This window comes from Komagataeibacter sp. SM21 (assembly GCF_041402665.1).
GTDB classification, from domain to species: domain Bacteria; phylum Pseudomonadota; class Alphaproteobacteria; order Acetobacterales; family Acetobacteraceae; genus Komagataeibacter; species Komagataeibacter saccharivorans.
The window spans coordinates 1-16,116 of record NZ_JBGLOV010000019.1 but is presented as its reverse complement, the minus strand read 5'-3'; the positions used below and the strand labels follow the sequence as shown (position 1 = coordinate 16,116).

Here is a 16,116-nt window from a genome sequence, read left to right as displayed (position 1 = left end):
CAAGAGCGGTTCCTGAGCGCGCCGTCTGCCGCATATATGATCCACGGAAACTGGACGCCATACAGTCCGGTATTATACCCTACCGGACGAATATACAGGATTTTCCATGACCCTCTCTCCCCCTACGGAACAGTCCCTGCGTGAAGAACTGGCCGCGGCTTACCGCCTGATTGCCCATTTCGGTATGACGGACCTTGTCTATACGCATCTGTCCGTTCGCCTGCCGGGGGATCGGCATGAATATCTGGTCAATCCCTATGGCTTCCTGTTTGAGGAAATCACGGCAAGCTCACTCGTCATTGTCGATGCGGATGGCCGCCCGCGACAGCAGACATCCTATCCCATCAATCCCGCGGGTTTTGTCATCCATTCGGCCATTCACCGCAGTCGCCCCGATGCGGCCTGCGTCATGCACACCCATACCGTGCCGGGTATGGTCGTGGCGGCACAGGACCATGGTATCCTGCCCCTGAACCAGATCAACATCGAGTTTTATGGCAGTGTCGGCTTCCATGCCTATGAAGGGATCGCGGCAGATGACAATCTGAGCGAACGTAAACGGCTGGTCCGCGATCTGGGCAACAGAAATGCCCTGATCCTGCAAAACCATGGCCTGCTTACGGTTGGCAGCACTATCGCACAGGCATTTTACCGTATGTACTATCTGGAACAGGCATGCCGTATCCAGATCGCAGCACAGGCCACGGGTGTACCGCTCAATATGCCGTCGGAAGAAAAAATCATGCGGACGAAGGCCCAGTTCGATGACGATCCCGATCAGGGCCAACTGATCTGGCAGGCACTCCGCCGCAAGCTTGACCGGGAGCAGCCTGATTACAAAAACTGACGACTGACGCAAGGCGCCACCCCGCACAGCCTGCGGAAGCATTCATGCAGGCCGTGCGGGGCACGGTCAGATGAACCGACAGTATTTTTCAAATAATGCCCGCAGGTTTATTTCTGATATTTTTTTCAGAACACGTTGCCCTGTCTGAGCGCCTGCTCCAGACCTGAAACAGGGAATTACCCGTTCCGCGCCTGCGAACATCTTCAATAGCCGCGTTGAGCCTTCAGCATCCTTTTCCAGAAGACTCCTTACCCATGCCCTTGACTGTACAGTTCCCCAACCTGCTTCTGTGGGGTTTCACATATCGCTCGTGTGATAGTTGATGAAATAGTTCAGTTCAGGCGTAGTGCTACCATGCCTTACGGAAAGACGGGCGGCGCACTGAATGAGGTTGTTGGGCGTCATGCAGTTTCCGACCACGACCTTCGCATCCGGTATGCGGGGACTCCATACTCTGGAGATACGATATTTCTGGCTTTCGGGAGCGGTTTCCTGCATCGTTATGTCAACGGGACCGTTCGTGGTGTCAAACCGGATTGTCACGGAGCCATCAGGTTCGGGACGCCGCGCAGCAGACTCACACCGTATCCAGGTACCATCACTAACCACCCGGTCATGCAGTTGAACCGCCATATAACCGTAAGGATGCGCGACTTCCTCAACCGCCTGAACCGGCCCCCTGCTCATATGTGAGGTTGGCAGGCAGTAACCTTCGATCGGATCGTTAAACGGCCGGGTCGAAGCATGGTCGTCACCATTGGGGTCCTGCTCCTCGTGCTCGGCTTCTTCCTGCGCGTCGTGGACCAACTGAGCAGTCTGCGCCCCGGCTGCCACAATCAGCTTATGGTCAGGCGCGACAATGCAGTCGATAGCAAATAAACCCGTCAGTGCAACCGCACCCCTGAAAACAACCTTTCTGAACCCCGACATATCAATACTCTTCTATTTCGGTATTAAAGTTTAATATTTCTGTATGCCAAACCAATACTCAATATACCGGCCTCCAGAACAAATAAAAAACACGGCAACCAATCCGGGCACCTTTAGTCCACAATGTCTAAAATGGCAATGAAGAAATCACATGATAATCATCGGACAATTATATTTGATTTTCTAATAAATCAGATGCGTCTAGAACGATCTGCCCGGTAGACATACGGGCGTTACCAGCATGCAACCGATAATCATCCACTATGGACGCGGCACTATATCGCAACCGCATTGGAATTTGGTGGCCCGCCCTCCCTGTCTAGTTTGAGAAACAGGAAGATATTCATAATAAGCCCGGATATCGGCATGGATGCCTGCGGCTCTCATTCTTTCTGCGATGGTTTCATCGTAAATTTGATGCCGCTGTCCTGTACCGGGTGGCATGTCATGATCCCGACACCGCCATGGAAAAGACCATGCCAATGCTTTAAAAGGCACCGGAAGCGCCTGCGCGCGGGATGACCAGAGTTGAGGCCAGCGGACATTGAATTACAGACATAGCTATCATGCGGGCAATTTTGCCGATGTCATGAAACATGCCCTGGTAACGGCATTAATTGAAAACCTCTGCCGTAAGCCCTCACCTTTTTCGGTTCTGGACACCCATGCTGGCATCGGGCTGTACGATCTGTCTGGCCCCCAGGCCCAGTCAACGGGAGAATGGCGCGAGGGGATCGGCAGACTGCTTCAGCTTCCTGAACAGGCGCCCGACTTGGCCGCCGTGCAAAACTGGCTGGACATTGTGCGGACCGTCATCCGTGAACATGAAGGGCAGATTTTCTATCCCGGTTCGCCTGACCTCGTCGCGCGCCTGCTGCGCCCCGATGACAGCCTGACCTGCTGCGAACTTCACCCGGAGGATCAACTGAGCCTGAAGCGTCTGTTCCGCCGCAATCGCGGCGTATCTGTTCACGCACGCGATGGCTACGAGGCGATTACAGCACTCCTCCCCCCAAAAGATGCCCGGCGGGGACTGGTGCTGATCGACCCTCCCTTTGAACGGAAAGACGAATTTTCCCGACTGGCCAATGCCATCATGACGGCACGCCGCCGCTTTGCCACCGGCATTGTCGCTGCATGGTATCCCATCAAGCATCGTGCGCCTGTGCGCGCCTTCTTCAATACGCTGAAGGATGCGGGGCAGCGCAATCTGCTGTCTGTGGAACTTACGATACGCCCGCCCCTTGACCCGACACGACTGAATGGCAGCGGCATGCTGATTGCAAATCCGCCCTTCCAGTTTGACGAAACCGCCCGGAATATCCTGACGCCCTTATGTAAGCATATCGGCATGGGGGAGACGGAAGCCGTTATCGACTGGGTAGTACCCCAATAATACTTTCAATCATTTACCATTGCGCAGTATCCCCTGCCTGACATGGCATGCAGGCAGGGGCCGTTTTTTTAAACGCCAACCATCACGTCGGACGCCTTGATAAGGGCGGTGGCGTTTTCACCCACCGACAGCTTCAGATCATCCACGGCTTCGTTGGTGATGGACGCGGTGATGATGTTGCCGCCACCGATATCAATGCTTACATGCGAAGTCGTGGCGCCTTTTATGATTTCAACGATCTTGCCAGCAATCTGGTTACGTGCACTGATTTTCATTTTATTCCCACTCCTTCAATATCCACAGACTATACATGCGGATATTATTGATATAGCTTTCAGACAGCCATACAGTCAGATTATCAACATAATGACTTCAAGGCAAAATCATACCAACCATGGAGCCTGACCGGTACGCCAGACATCGACCGGATCAGACTTTATCATCATGATCCGCCGGTTCCGGTCGTATTTACAAGAAGCGGTTCCATTACCGCGCGCAGGCCATGGGACAGAACCGCAAACCATCAATACAGACACGCCCTGCACGGCAAACTGACATACCCTTTTTATCCGCCTGATAATGCTGGTCTCTTGCTTTCATGGCATGGGCCATGCAGTGTTTATCCGGGCAGGCGATCGCCAGATGGGACAGAGCAGAGGACTGATGCAAAAAATCTCGTTGGCAGCGGGCGGGCTGGTTATGGCCTTGATACCAGTTATGACAGGGAACGTTCCGGCCATGGCGTCCACAGCTACGCTCCTTACGGGAGAAGACATGCCAGCTACCCGCACGAAGGCAGTGGTCGCAGCCGCCCAATCCTTTCTTGCAACCTTTGACGCGGCGGGTCGGGCAAAGGTGCAGTTCCCCTTCAAAATACAGAAATCAGGCAGTCTGGCCCGCTTCCGCCGCAGCGCACCGGGGCAGCCTGTCCAGCCCGTAACAGATGCACAGGCGAGCGCCCCCACCGCTCGCGGGCCGGGCATGGGCCCGCCGGGGGGCTTTATCGGGGAACGCTACGGTGACGCGGTATGGTCCAATTTTCCGGTCAGCGACGTGCTACGCCCCGGTCTGCAGATGGGGCAGTTAAATCCGATCCAGCACGCGGCGGCCCTGCACCTGCTACAGACAGTGCTGAGCCCGCGGGGATACCAGAAAGTGCTGGATATCATGGGGGCGGATCAGGCGCTGTCGGATGAAGGAACGCCTTTCGCTTCTGGCCGGTCGGTCTATACCATCGCGATTTTTGGCGAACCGGACGCGGCAAAGCCATGGATGGTGCAGTTCGGTGGCCATCATCTGGGACTCAATATCGTGATCGACGGGGTTCATGGCGTCATGACGCCCACCCTGACCGGCGCGCAGCCGGCGGTCTATCAGGCAGATGGGAAAACCGTGCGCGTTCTGGCGGGGGAAAACGACCGCGCCTTCGCCCTGCTGGATGCGCTGGATGCCACGCAGCGCCAGCAGGCCATCCTGCCCTACAAGGTGGAAGACCTTGTTCAGGGGCCGGGGCATGATGGCGAGACAATCATTCCCGAAGGGATAAAAGGGTCTGCCCTGACTGCCACCCAGAAAGACCTACTGATGGGTATAATCGGGGAATGGGCGGGAATCATAAACGATGCCTATGCCGCCCCCCGGCTAAAAGAAATCAGGGAGGATCTGGACAGCACATGGTTCGCGTGGAGTGGTCCCACCACCCATGCGCCGGGGCGTAACGGATCGTCCTATTACCGGATACAGGGGCCGCGGCTACTTATCGAATTCTCGCCGCAGGGTGTGGGCGATGATCCCACCATGCATGTGCATACGGTCTATCGTGACCCAACCAACAGCTATGGCAGCCGGTACACCCGGCCATGAGACACGGCTGGTCGCTGCTGGTGGCGGCCATCGGGTTCATGGCCGCCATTGGACCCGCCCGCGCGCACAGGCTGGATGAATATATGCAGGCCACAGTCATTGACGTGGCACGCAGGCACATCACCGTCACCGTGCGCCTGACACCGGGGGTTGATGTGGCATCGGGTGTCATCCGCCAGATTGACAGCAACGCGGACGGCATCCTGTCCGCGCAGGAGCAGAAGCGCTATACGGACCGGGTCAGACAGGGCCTGCAACTGGACCTGAACGGCCATCCCCTTTCCCTGACCGTTGCGGAAACCCTGTTTCCCCCTGTCACGACCATGCAGACGGGGAACGGCACGATCATCCTGCGTCTTGATGCGAATGTGGAACTGATACCGGGTTCGTATCAACTGGTTTATGCGAATCATGGTGTCGGGACCGATACGGTATATCTGGTCAATGGCCTGCTGCCCCATGATCCGGCCATTCATATCCAGCAGCAGCGGCGCTCCCCCGATCAGGCATCTTACGGTCTGGATTTCAGCGTCAGCCGATAACAACACGGCAACAATGTTGCCGAAAAGGAACAAATCCAGAAATAGGATAATAATCCTGACGCTGTTAGAATATACCTTCGTTAGCTATGGGCATCAGGGATGATGCATAGACGAAATCGGTATTCTCAAGATAAATTACCAGAACATTTTCCTATTTATAACAAATAGAACCATTTTTGTATTGTTTTAATATTTATAGTAAACAATTTCTGTAACACTCTGTTCAGAAATATATTTACAAAATATGAACATTAACCTTGCGTTCATAATTTTACTGCGTTACCCGATACTCTCATTAATGTGTTCGCCGAAGATGATCAGAAACGGCCCCAGCACGATCTGATCGCAACGGATACCGGCAAGTGACCCATCATGGCCGCCTTATGGTGACGGTGATGATGGGTTGCGATCCTGCCCCGAGCATTCGAAACCTTTTTCGGAGTGTCTCATGCCACACCCGCACCGCACGACCGCGGCAGACAGAACCCAGGCCGATATCCGTGCCGTCAGCGAACGGCTGGATTTCATGCAGCTTTCCCCGCAGGACTGCATGGCGATCCGCTCGCTCAAGGACATGCTGCAGCGCGAACTGCCTGTCGCACTGGACCAGTTCTACGCGCAGGTGCGCAAGACACCGGAAATGATGAGATTTTTCTCATCCGAAAAGGATATTGATACCGCAAAAAGCGCGCAGGCCGTGCATTGGGACAATATATCCAACGGCGACTTCAGTCAGGATTATGCCCGCAGGGCACAGACGGTTGGCACCGTGCATGCGCGTATCGGACTTGAACCCCGGTGGTATATGGGCGGTTACGCCATCATCCTTGACCACCTGATCAAGGCCGCCGTCAGGGAAGTATTTCCCAAACGCCGCCTGTTCGCCAATGCCACCATGAGTAGTGAAGAATTCGGCCACACGCTGGGCAGTCTGGTAAAGGCTGTGGTTCTGGACATGGACCTCGCCCTTTCCGTCTATATGGACGAGGCGGAAAAAGCCAAGCTTGCCGGTCAGGCGGCGGCCATTGCCGCTGAACAGGGTCTGGTATGTGAAAGCTTTGGCAAGGCCATGGCGGAAGTCGCGGACAGGAACCTGACCAGCGAGATCAATACAGCCCTGCCGGAAGCGTACCATCCGCTACGCGCCGATTTCAATAATGCGATGGGTACCCTGCGCCAGTCGCTGCAATCCGTGGCCCAGGTTACAGCGTCGATTGACGTTGCCATCCGGGAAATCAGTTGCGCCACCGATGACCTGTCGCGCCGTACTCTCCAGCAGGCGGCATCGGTCGAAAAATCGGCTGCAGCCCTTGACCAGATCACCGCCACCGTCCGTTCCACCGCGCAGCGTGCCGAGGAAGTGGGCATGCTGGTGGACCGTTCAAAGACAGGTATCGAGCAGTCGGAAACCATTGTTCATCAAGCCATCGCCAGCATGGGGGCAATCGAGCAGTCGTCCGGTTCCATTGGCAGCATTACCGATGTCATGGACGAAGTGGCCTTCCAGACCAATATTCTGGCGCTGAATGCAGGCGTGGAAGCAGCCCGTGCGGGCGATGCGGGCAAGGGGTTTGCGGTTATCGCCGCTGAAGTCCGCGTTCTGGCCCAGCGTTCCGCCGATGCGGCGCGGGAAATCAAGGCGCTGATTGCAAAATCCCGGGAGGAGGTCAGATCCGGTGTGGCGCTGGTCGGGGAAACCGGCAAGGCGCTCAAGACAATTATCACCGACGTTGCCGAGATCAACAGGCATATATCCGTCATTGTAGAAGCATCCACCGAGCAGGCCGCCGCATTGCAGGATGTAAACGCCGCTGTCAGCACCATAGACCATAACACGCAGCAGAATGCAGCCATGGTGGAACAGACCTCGGCCGCAGGTCGCAGCCTTGCCACCGAGGCTGAACAACTCAATACGCTTATTGAGTCCTTCACCCTTCAGGCCAATCCAGAAGTATGGGCGGGAAAGGACACGCCGCATCCCATACCCACGCAACCGGTTGCCGCACTGGATACTGTTCCATCCGGTGCGTACAGGCTTGAGACTGCTCAATAGAACCGGGTTGTGTCGTCCAGTTAACGCATGGCGGTAATGGCGCTGCACACCCGCCCGACCTGTGGTCTTTAAGGGGAAGACGCCCTTTATTCGCCCGGTTCGGTTACCGGGCCAGCATCCACTGACGGGGCGTTACAGGGCGGGCTTTGCGGGATCGGACCGCCGATCCCGACAACACAGGCATGATGCGCCAGAGCACCGATCACGCTGAAAACAGGGTTATTGAGGGCACCTGAACACGCGGGCAAACGGATCATGGATAATACATCAGTGACTGGACACCGGGCAGCCATCGAAGATCAGTTGTCTGGTCCCGTGCGGTCAGGGCTGTCGTGCATAACAGTCTGACCCAGACCGGCCTGCCGCGCTATGGATGACCGCCGTATTGCGTAATTTGGTGCGACCATGGGATAATGTTGCGGCAATCCCCACCGTTTACGGTATTCATCTACTGTCATGCCATGGAAAGTACGCAGGTAGCGTTTCAGCATCTTGCGCCTGACGCCATCTTCCAGACAAATAATATATTCCGGAAAAACTGACCGGTTAACAGGAACAGCAGGTTTCTTTTGGGATTCCTTTTCGTGTTCTACCGAATGAGCGCCGTTCAGGGCATCGTAAACGGATTTGACCAGCTTACCCATATCCTGCACCGGTATTTTATTATTACTTATATATGATACAACGATCTTTACCGTTCGCTTCAGAAGATCATGATGACCATCAGGAAACGCAGGACAGGACTCAGGCATTGACTGCTCCATTTATGGATTTTTTAAGTAGTTTTATTTTTTGGAAACTATACCGGCAGGGGTGATCCAAAAGCCGGACTTAAGTCTGCAATCTGGAAACTGACATCGATAAACCGCCTGTAACGCGTGCTTCGACTAATAGAAACTGCGCTGCCATTTCCCAGCCTGCGTCAAAGTTGCCGTCGCTACGAATGTGGCGTGCGGGAACGAGGGCCATGATACGGTGCCCTTGGCTGTCTCACAGTTGCCATGCCGGGTCATTTTCATATGAATATTACGATCCCCCTATTCCTGAATGACCAGAAAGAGGGGGAGTCTTTATTTTATAGAAATATCGATATACTACATGACAAGGTGCTTTCCACCGCAGAACAGCGTCTGCTCATCATGACGCGCAATCGCGATAAGGGTCTGGTTCATCTTTTCAGCCGTGCGGAAGGCGCGATGTGTCGGGGCTGAAATTGCGACCACTACTGCAATACCAGCCCGCACCGTCTTGAGCGCCATTTCAAATGAATACCGGCTCGTAAGCAGACAGAAGCCATCGTTGAAAACTTCAGGATGGCAGACACGCACACCAATCAGCTTGTCCAGCGCATTGTGCCTTCCCACATCTTCACGGATCATATGAATATTGCCGCTATTATTTGCCCATGCAGCCGCATGGACCATACGTGTCGCTGCATTCAGCGTCTGCCATTTGCGCAGTTCATGTAGCGCATTGCGTATTGCCGTTACGGACAGGCGGGGACCATCCCCAAACGGTGCGCCCGCCACGGCGTCGCAGGCCGGTACTGTTTCGCTCCCGCATATGCCGCAACTGGAATGACCAGTCTGCATGCGGACATTCCGGCGCATGAGGCGCGTCAACGCCCTTCCCTTTATGAAAATATCAAGGGTCAGACCATCTTCCGCCGGTACAACATCCACCGAGCGGATTTCCGCAGGCGAACTGACGATCTGTTCGGTTATGCAGTAGCCGTAGGCAAAATCTTTCAGGTCTGCTGGCGTCATCATCATCGTGCCGTACGGAAACATTCCGTTGAACATGAGGCTGACCGGCACTTCCTCAGCCACATTCAGACTGAATTTTTCATCTGGACAGGACAGGGAAGCAACATCTAACGGATAGAAAAGAGCGGACATTACGGCAGCCTCAGGCAGTCACGTGGGCACTGTTCAATGGTCAGCGGGTGTGGCAGGGCACCCATTCGGTTACACCGGTGGCGTAATGCTCTTTTTTCCATATCGGGACGCGCTGCTTGATCTCATCAATAATGTAGCGACATGCATTGAATGCGGCGTCGCGGTGTGCCGCAGCCACGCCAATCCATACCGCCGTTTCCCCTACGGACAGATAGCCGGTCCGGTGCATGGCTGTTGCATGACAGATTGCGAAACGCTGTTTTGCCTCCTGCACGATCGCCTGCCCTTCCGTCCGGGCGAGTGGCACGAACGCACTGTAATCAATGCCAGTAACAGCACGCCCGTCATTGGTCTGCCTTACCCACCCTTCAAAGGCGCAGAACCCGCCCGCTTCGGGGACAAGAATTTCCCTGCGCAGGGTGGTGATATCCACCGGCGCATCCGCCACGATAAAGTCGCTCATCCGCCAGTAACCGGCGGAATAAAGACAACATGATCCCCATCACGAAGCGGCTGCTCCCATGGGGAGAACGCCGCATTAATGGCGACACGCATGCAGGCGGGTTCCAGCGCAAAGCTGTATACATCACGCAGTTCATCATACAGGGCGGCTGCCGTAGGGGCCGATGTCGTGCGTATTTCATGCGCCCGCCCCGCGGCGTCCTGCAATTGCGCGAAATACTGCAGATCTATATTCAGCATTTTACTTCCTGTTTGTTGGGCACAAGGTAGCATGACATCCGGACCCGTTCGGTCGGGCATGTTTATGGTTCCTTGTACCCCTGTTTTATTCAGATCAGTCAGGCGGGTATTTGAACGGGCGAATATCTTCTCACCTCATCCCCCGATATAATGCATTTCTATTTTCTCCCGACGGGATAGTTGTTCCTCGCCGTGTGGTGATATGCGATGACGCGCCCGTTCCTCACTGTAGCGATCCGTCCGCTGTCGCCATATCCGTGACAGGATGGTCCGCAACTGCTGGTCGCCTTCGGCATCACCGGCGCTGTCACGCAAAAGCGCACGAAGATCCGTGCCAGTCGTTGCGAAAAGACAGGTGTAGAGCTTCCCGTCTGAAGACAGGCGCGCACGGGAGCATGCTCCACAAAACGGCGCGCTGACTGATGAGACGAACCCGATCTCGCCCGCCCCATCGACGTAGCAATAGCGGCGCGCCACTTCACCACGATACCTGGGCGGCAACGGTTCAAGGGGCCAGAGGGCTGCAATACGCGCGCGCAGTTCGCCTGAGGGCACGACATCGGCACGGTCCCACCCGTTGCGATTTCCAACGTCCATATATTCGATAAGGCGGACTGCAACGCCAGTATGACGGAAGCGTGCAAGGATATCCGGCACACCCGCGTCATTCACGCCCCGCTGGACCACGGTATTGATCTTGACGCCGCCTTCAAATCCGGCGGCACGGGCGGCATCAACGCCCTTCAGCACGGCAGACAGTTCCCCCCTGCCGCCGCTCATATGGGCGAATACGGCTGGATCAAGACTGTCGAGACTGATCGTCACACGCCGCAGTCCCGCCTGGTGTAACGCTGGCGCAAGGCGTGGCAGCAGGATACCATTGGTTGTCAGGGCGACGTCCTCAATGCCCGGCAGGGCGCGCAGGCGACTGACCAGATCAGGCAGGCCGGGCCGCAGCAGGGGTTCCCCACCGGTCAGCCTTATTTTCGTGACACCCAGTTCCGCGGCGATACGCGCCACCCGTTCGATCTCGTCAAAATCCAGCCGTTCCCCGGAACCAAGAAACCGGAAGGCTTCATGATAGGTGGCTTCCGGCATGCAGTAGGGACACCGGAAGTTGCACCGGTCCATAACCGAAATGCGCAGGTCACGCAGCATGCGGCCATGCCTGTCGACAGGCGGCACGGGACTGACCGACCGGCTGCTGTTCTCGTCATTCATGGCCCCCTGCCCTGTCAGCCCGCAATCCGGATTGCAGGCGCGGATGCAACACTTTCCACCACCTTTACCGGAATGGATTTCGCCGCGGGCGTTCCGCTGATCCCGTCAAAGTAATCCAGCGGCAGCAATGGATTCAGTTCCGGGTAATATCCCGCAATGGCGCCGCGCGGCATCGGGTAATCAAGCACGTTCAGGCCATCGACATACCGCCTGACCCCGTCATCGCTGTAGGTTTCCAGCCCGATCACATCACCATTCGCCAGGCCGCGTTCGGCCATGTCATCCCTGTTCATGAAGATGACAAGACGGGTATTGTACACCCCGCGGTAACGGTCGCTGTTGCTGTAGATGGTCGTATTGTACTGATCGTGCGAACGGATGGTCGCCAGACGCAGCATGGCCGTATCCCTGACCGGCATGTTGACTTCCAGCCCCGGCAGCACGAGGAAATTCGCCTTGCCATTGGGCGTCTGCCATACGCGGCGACGGGGCGGGATATCAAGGTGCAGCCCATGCGGATTTTTGATCCTTTCGGAAAAATCCGCATAGATTTCAGGATAAACCTCGGCAATCTTGTCCCGGATCAATGTGTAATTGACCATATAATCCGCCCATGGCGTGCGGGAGGCGGGCAGCGTCGCCATGGCCATGCGGCAGACGATCTCCGTTTCCGGCCGTACATGTTCGGTCACGGGTTCGAACACACCACGCGATGCCGTGACATTCGCCATGGCGTCCTCAATGGTCACGAACTGCTCGCCCGCTTCCGTGCGGATGATTTCCGAGCGGGCGACAACCGGCAGGATGAGCGCATCCTTGCCATGCACCAGATGCCCCCGGTTCAGCTTGGTCGCCACGCCAACCGTCAGGTTGAGGTTGCGCATGGCGGCATAAGAACGGTCCGTGTCCGGCACGGCGCGGATGAAATTGCCACCCATGCCGAAGAACACCCTGGCGGTGCCCGCTTCCATGGCCTCGATCGCTTCCAGCACGTGATGTCCATGTTCACGCGGCGGTTCAAACCCGAAGGCGTCACGCACGCGGTCCAGATAGGCATCGGTCGGTTTTTCGTCGATGCCAACCGTGCGGTCGCCCTGCACGTTGGAATGGCCACGGATCGGCGCGATACCGGCGCCGGGCTTGCCGAAATTGCCGCGCAGCAGAAGCAGGTTCGCCACCTGCTGCAGCAGGCGTGAGCCTTCCTGATGCTGCGTAAGCCCCATACCGTAACAGATGATCGTGGCATTGGACTTCATGTAGATATCCGCAATCCGGCGGATCTGGTCCTCGGCTATGCCCGAAATACGGGTGATGTCCGCCCAGCTACACCCCATGACATCATCACGCAGGGCTTCCAGGCCTGCCGTGTGCTCACGGATGAAATCAAGATCCAGCACCTTCTCGCCACGGGCTTCCGCCTCAAAAAGCGCCTTCATCATGCCCTTGAAGATGGCCAGATCGCCGCCGATGCGCACATGCACGAATTCGCTGGAAATGGGGGTTGAACCAAACGTGCCCATCTGAAGCACGTCCTGCGGTTCGGTAAAGCGGATCAGCGCGCGTTCGGGCATCGGGTTGATCAGGACAATCGGCACGCCGCGTTTACGGGCTTCGACCAGATTTGTCATCATCCGGGGGGAATTGGTGCCTGTATTCTGCCCTATGACGAAAATCGCCTCTGCGTGCTCGAAATCGTCCATGACGATCGTGCCCTTGCCAATACCGATGGCGGGCGGCAGGCCACGGCTGGTCGGCTCATGGCACATGTTCGAACAGTCGGGGAAGTTGTTGGTCCCGAACTCACGCACGAATATTGCATAAAGAAACGCGGTCTCGTTCGCGGTGCGGCCCGATGTATAGAACTCCGCCTGATGCGGGCTGTCGAGGGCGCGCAGGTGCTGACCGATCAGCGCGAACGCATCATCCCACGCCACCGGCACGTAACGGTCGCTTTGTGCGTCATAGCGCATCGGCTCGGTCAGGCGGCCCTGCATTTCCAGCCAGTAATCGCTTTTCTGCATCAGTTCGGTGACGGTGTATTTTTCAAAGAACTCCCGCGTCACACGTCCCTTTGTGGCTTCATGCGCCAGAGCCTTGGCCCCGTTTTCACAGAACTCCAGCGTCTTGCGATGGTCGGGGTCAGGGAATGCACAGCTGGGGCATTTGAAACCGCCCGGCTGGTTCATGGACAGCAGCCCGCGTGACCCCTTGACCAGCACGCTCTGTTCCATCAGCACTTTCGCGGTCGCCCCTGCCGCACCCCACCCGCCAGCCGGATGATGATAGGGTCTGTATTCAGGCGTTTTTTCGTTGCTCATGATCTCAACCCTCGTGGCTTATTCAGTTGGGCATGCGTGTGTGGCCACGCGATACGGCTGTCGGATTGGGGGAAGCACCTGCGTCATGCAGCAGCCCGGCATGCGGTTGCAGCAGGCCGAACTCCAGCATTGCGGGCACGAAATTTTCGTTTTCATGCTTCGAGCGGGCAAGCTTCACCAAAGCAAATCGCTGGAGTGGTTGCAGGGTTGCCCATTGCGCAGCCGTAGGCGGCGCGACCCCATCAGCCTGTGCCTGGGTCTTTACGGTATCGGGCATCCGGTCCGCATCACGCCAGGCTTCCAGCCCACGGCTTGCAAGCGGGCGCAACGGTTCGTCACTGCGGGTTGCGATCAGGTGCGCGACCAGTTCGCGGTAGGTTGCCTGTTCGGGCGCGGTTTCGCACGGCAGGTCGGCAAGCTGGCCCCTTTCGTCGCGCGTAAACCGGCTCCACTGACGCAGGCTCAGTTTGATGCCGACAATATCAAGCTTCTGCCGCGCGATCATTGGAATGCACCGCAGGGACCCTGCAAAATCACGTTCAAAGTCGAAAAGCATTGAACCATATCCCTTATTGGAGGGAGGAAAATGTCGGGCGGTCACACCGCCCGGTTTATCTGGGAACGATCAGGTGAAGCAGGGACGCCGCCCCGAAAAATACAGTGGTGCTCAGCGACCAGATCGCAACGAACCATGCGATCCGGGCACCGGTACGCGGGGGTGCGTCATCTCCGTTCCCATGGACAATCTCAGTGATACCCATCGGTTTCCGTCACCTTTCCGCGAAAGACGTGATAGGAATAGATCGTGTAGGTCAGGATGATCGGCAGCAGGATGGCGGTGCCGATCAACTGGAAGAACTGGCTGGATGGCGGAGAAGACACATCCCACAACGTCAGGCCCGGCGGCACGGCATAGGGCCACAGCGTAATCCCGAGACCGGACAGGCACAGGAAGAACCAGCCCAGCGCACACAGGAACGGCCCCCTGGAATGTCCTCTGCGCAGCCCGATGGCAAACAGGACGGCCAGCACGGCAACCAGAACCGGCACGGGAGCGACAAACAGAATGTTCGGCCAGTCGGTCCAGCGGCGCAGGTAAGGCGCGTGCAGCAGCGGCGTCCACAGGCTTACCGCCACGATGCCGAGGAACAGCCCCACAGCCAGCCGGGCAGCCCAGCGGCGGCATGATGCTTCCAGCACGCCAGTGGTGCGCCAGATCAGCCATGTCGCCCCCAGCAGGGCATAACCACACATGACCGCCAGGCCACACAGAATGCTGAACGGCGTCATCCAGTCGAGCGGGCCGCCGGCAAAGGCCCCGTCAACGACCCTGATCCCCTGCACCACGCCGCCAAGGATCGCGCCCTGACAGAATGCGGCGATGGCGGAACCTGCCATGAAGCCGACATTCCACACCCCTTCCCTTCCCGTTCCACGTGTCATGACACGGAATTCAAACGCCACGCCGCGAAAGATCAGCGCCAGCAGCATCAGCACGATCGGCAGGTAGAAGGCGGGCAGCAACGTGGCGTATGCGCCGGGGAAAACCCCGTAAAGCACGGCCCCACCCAGTACCATCCATGTCTCGTTCCCGTCCCATACGGGTGCGATGGTGTTGACCATCACATCCCGACGGCCCGGATGACGTTCAAGTGCGAACAGCATCCCGATGCCGAGGTCAAAGCCGTCAAGGACGACATAGATCGAAATGGCGGCCACCAGTATGACGGCCCACACGATGGGGAGCCAGTATGCGAAGTCCATCATGCCTCAGGCTCCTTTGCCAGTAGAGGGGTCAATCACGCCCGGATGCATGCGGGCTGCCAGAATCTCGGGAGCGTGGGCAGGGCTGGCATCATGCTCGCCTTCCTGCGGCGCGCGGCCCAGCATGCGGACGAGAATGCCCATCCCGGAACCGAATACGAGCACGTAAACCACCACGAACGCCGTCATCGAAAACGCCATGGAGGACAGGGCGACGGGTGATACACTGTCAGACGTGCGCAGCAGGCCATAGACCGTCCACGGCTGGCGGCCGACTTCTGTCGTAACCCAGCCGCACAGCAGCGCCAGAAACCCCGCAGGCGCCATGCACAGCGCGACACGGTGGAAAACCGGGCTGGTGAACAGGGTGCTGTTCCGCCGCAGCCACAGGGACCACAGCCCCACCAGCATCATCAGCATGCCGAGGGCGACCATGATGCGGAAAGAGAAGAAGATGGAGGGATCGAAGAACCGTCAATTGATGTGCGTGGCCCGTGATTTCTGGCTTTTGGCGATTTGATTGACGGTTTTTGCGCTGGCATCCGGTCTGCGTTTTGAGCAGATTGGGCGCTGTTATCCGCT

General features: G+C 57.1%; 15 protein-coding genes and 1 pseudogene. 5 read left to right on the top strand and 11 right to left on the bottom strand.

The genetic code is table 11. The features are described 5' to 3' along the window. The first annotated feature begins 106 nt into the window (after positions 1-106). Positions 107-847, top strand: a complete 741-nt coding sequence (locus ACBR42_RS14505; protein WP_371208479.1) for a class II aldolase/adducin family protein — start codon at positions 107-109, stop codon at positions 845-847. 297 nt (positions 848-1,144) lie between these two features. Here ACBR42_RS14505 and ACBR42_RS14500 read toward each other — a convergent pair whose 3' ends face one another. Then, positions 1,145-1,777 (bottom strand): hypothetical protein, encoded by a 633-nt coding sequence (locus tag ACBR42_RS14500; protein WP_371208478.1) that lies wholly within the window; start codon positions 1,775-1,777, stop codon positions 1,145-1,147. 544 nt (positions 1,778-2,321) lie between these two features. Between ACBR42_RS14500 and ACBR42_RS14495 the strand changes: the two genes are divergently transcribed. Next, the gene (locus ACBR42_RS14495; RefSeq protein ID WP_371208477.1) at positions 2,322-3,173 is read left to right on the top strand and encodes a 23S rRNA (adenine(2030)-N(6))-methyltransferase RlmJ; all 852 of its coding nucleotides are present in this window, start codon (positions 2,322-2,324) and stop codon (positions 3,171-3,173) included. 68 nt (positions 3,174-3,241) lie between these two features. Here the strand turns inward: ACBR42_RS14495 and ACBR42_RS14490 are convergent, their stop codons facing one another. Next, entirely contained in the window at positions 3,242-3,448 is a 207-nt protein-coding gene (locus ACBR42_RS14490) for a molybdopterin-binding protein (RefSeq protein ID WP_110547397.1), read from the bottom strand. Positions 3,449-3,911: 463 nt separating this feature from the next. On the opposite strand from ACBR42_RS14490, the gene ACBR42_RS14485 reads away from it, so the two are divergent. From ACBR42_RS14485 to ACBR42_RS14475, 3 genes are all read left to right on the top strand, one after another. Further along, entirely contained in the window at positions 3,912-5,036 is a 1,125-nt protein-coding gene (locus ACBR42_RS14485) for a DUF3500 domain-containing protein (RefSeq protein ID WP_371208476.1), read from the top strand. Beyond that, positions 5,033-5,578, top strand: coding sequence for a hypothetical protein (locus tag ACBR42_RS14480; RefSeq protein WP_371208475.1), 546 nt, complete (start codon positions 5,033-5,035; stop codon positions 5,576-5,578). Before ACBR42_RS14485 ends, ACBR42_RS14480 begins: the two co-directional genes overlap by 4 nt. A gap of 448 nt (positions 5,579-6,026) precedes the next feature. Then, positions 6,027-7,631 carry a globin-coupled sensor protein gene (locus ACBR42_RS14475; protein WP_371208474.1) on the top strand — a complete coding sequence of 535 codons (1,605 nt, stop codon included), beginning with the start codon at positions 6,027-6,029 and terminating at the stop codon, positions 7,629-7,631. 299 nt (positions 7,632-7,930) lie between these two features. Here ACBR42_RS14475 and ACBR42_RS14470 read toward each other — a convergent pair whose 3' ends face one another. The 9 genes and pseudogenes from ACBR42_RS14470 to ACBR42_RS14430 form a co-directional block, all read right to left on the bottom strand. Then, a complete protein-coding gene (locus ACBR42_RS14470) occupies positions 7,931-8,383 on the bottom strand; it encodes a MucR family transcriptional regulator (RefSeq protein WP_371208473.1) in 453 nt (150 codons plus the stop codon). A gap of 342 nt (positions 8,384-8,725) precedes the next feature. Then, complete coding sequence (gene fdhD / locus ACBR42_RS14465) at positions 8,726-9,529, bottom strand: formate dehydrogenase accessory sulfurtransferase FdhD (RefSeq protein WP_371208472.1); 804 nt, start codon at positions 9,527-9,529, stop codon at positions 8,726-8,728. Positions 9,530-9,569: 40 nt separating this feature from the next. Continuing rightward, a complete protein-coding gene (locus tag ACBR42_RS14460) occupies positions 9,570-9,992 on the bottom strand; it encodes a molybdenum cofactor biosynthesis protein MoaE (protein WP_371208471.1) in 423 nt (140 codons plus the stop codon). Continuing rightward, positions 9,989-10,231: a MoaD/ThiS family protein gene (locus tag ACBR42_RS14455; protein ID WP_110548386.1), complete on the bottom strand. Its 243-nt coding sequence runs from the start codon at positions 10,229-10,231 to the stop codon at positions 9,989-9,991. Before ACBR42_RS14455 ends, ACBR42_RS14460 begins: the two co-directional genes overlap by 4 nt. A gap of 135 nt (positions 10,232-10,366) precedes the next feature. Then, entirely contained in the window at positions 10,367-11,452 is a 1,086-nt protein-coding gene (gene moaA, locus ACBR42_RS14450; RefSeq protein WP_371208470.1) for a GTP 3',8-cyclase MoaA, read from the bottom strand. Positions 11,453-11,466: 14 nt separating this feature from the next. Further along, positions 11,467-13,770 (bottom strand): FdhF/YdeP family oxidoreductase, encoded by a 2,304-nt coding sequence (locus ACBR42_RS14445; protein ID WP_371208469.1) that lies wholly within the window; start codon positions 13,768-13,770, stop codon positions 11,467-11,469. A 22-nt stretch (positions 13,771-13,792) separates the two neighbouring features. Then, entirely contained in the window at positions 13,793-14,326 is a 534-nt protein-coding gene (locus tag ACBR42_RS14440; protein ID WP_118963742.1) for a nitrate reductase associated protein, read from the bottom strand. Between the two features lie 191 nt (positions 14,327-14,517). Further along, complete coding sequence (gene cydB / locus ACBR42_RS14435) at positions 14,518-15,537, bottom strand: cytochrome d ubiquinol oxidase subunit II (RefSeq protein ID WP_371208468.1); 1,020 nt, start codon at positions 15,535-15,537, stop codon at positions 14,518-14,520. 3 nt (positions 15,538-15,540) lie between these two features. Continuing rightward, positions 15,541-15,990, bottom strand: a pseudogene (locus tag ACBR42_RS14430) (cytochrome ubiquinol oxidase subunit I); the annotation flags it as partial. Positions 15,991-16,116: the final 126 nt, after the last annotated feature.

Bases quoted from the DNA above. Each gene is read 5' to 3' on its own strand.
- ACBR42_RS14505 (WP_371208479.1), top strand. From the start codon at position 107: ATGACCCTCTCTCCCCCTACGGAACAGTCCCTGCGTGAAGAACTGGCC.
- ACBR42_RS14500 (WP_371208478.1), bottom strand. From the start codon at position 1,777: ATGTCGGGGTTCAGAAAGGTTGTTTTCAGGGGTGCGGTTGCACTGACG.
- ACBR42_RS14490 (WP_110547397.1), bottom strand. From the start codon at position 3,448: ATGAAAATCAGTGCACGTAACCAGATTGCTGGCAAGATCGTTGAAATC.
- ACBR42_RS14485 (WP_371208476.1), top strand. From the start codon at position 3,912: ATGGCGTCCACAGCTACGCTCCTTACGGGAGAAGACATGCCAGCTACC.
- ACBR42_RS14480 (WP_371208475.1), top strand. From the start codon at position 5,033: ATGAGACACGGCTGGTCGCTGCTGGTGGCGGCCATCGGGTTCATGGCC.
- ACBR42_RS14475 (WP_371208474.1), top strand. From the start codon at position 6,027: ATGCCACACCCGCACCGCACGACCGCGGCAGACAGAACCCAGGCCGAT.
- ACBR42_RS14470 (WP_371208473.1), bottom strand. From the start codon at position 8,383: ATGCCTGAGTCCTGTCCTGCGTTTCCTGATGGTCATCATGATCTTCTG.
- fdhD (WP_371208472.1), bottom strand. From the start codon at position 9,529: ATGTCCGCTCTTTTCTATCCGTTAGATGTTGCTTCCCTGTCCTGTCCA.
- ACBR42_RS14460 (WP_371208471.1), bottom strand. From the start codon at position 9,992: ATGAGCGACTTTATCGTGGCGGATGCGCCGGTGGATATCACCACCCTG.
- ACBR42_RS14455 (WP_110548386.1), bottom strand. From the start codon at position 10,231: ATGCTGAATATAGATCTGCAGTATTTCGCGCAATTGCAGGACGCCGCG.
- moaA (WP_371208470.1), bottom strand. From the start codon at position 11,452: ATGAATGACGAGAACAGCAGCCGGTCGGTCAGTCCCGTGCCGCCTGTC.
- ACBR42_RS14445 (WP_371208469.1), bottom strand. From the start codon at position 13,770: ATGAGCAACGAAAAAACGCCTGAATACAGACCCTATCATCATCCGGCT.
- ACBR42_RS14440 (WP_118963742.1), bottom strand. From the start codon at position 14,326: ATGCTTTTCGACTTTGAACGTGATTTTGCAGGGTCCCTGCGGTGCATT.
- cydB (WP_371208468.1), bottom strand. From the start codon at position 15,537: ATGATGGACTTCGCATACTGGCTCCCCATCGTGTGGGCCGTCATACTG.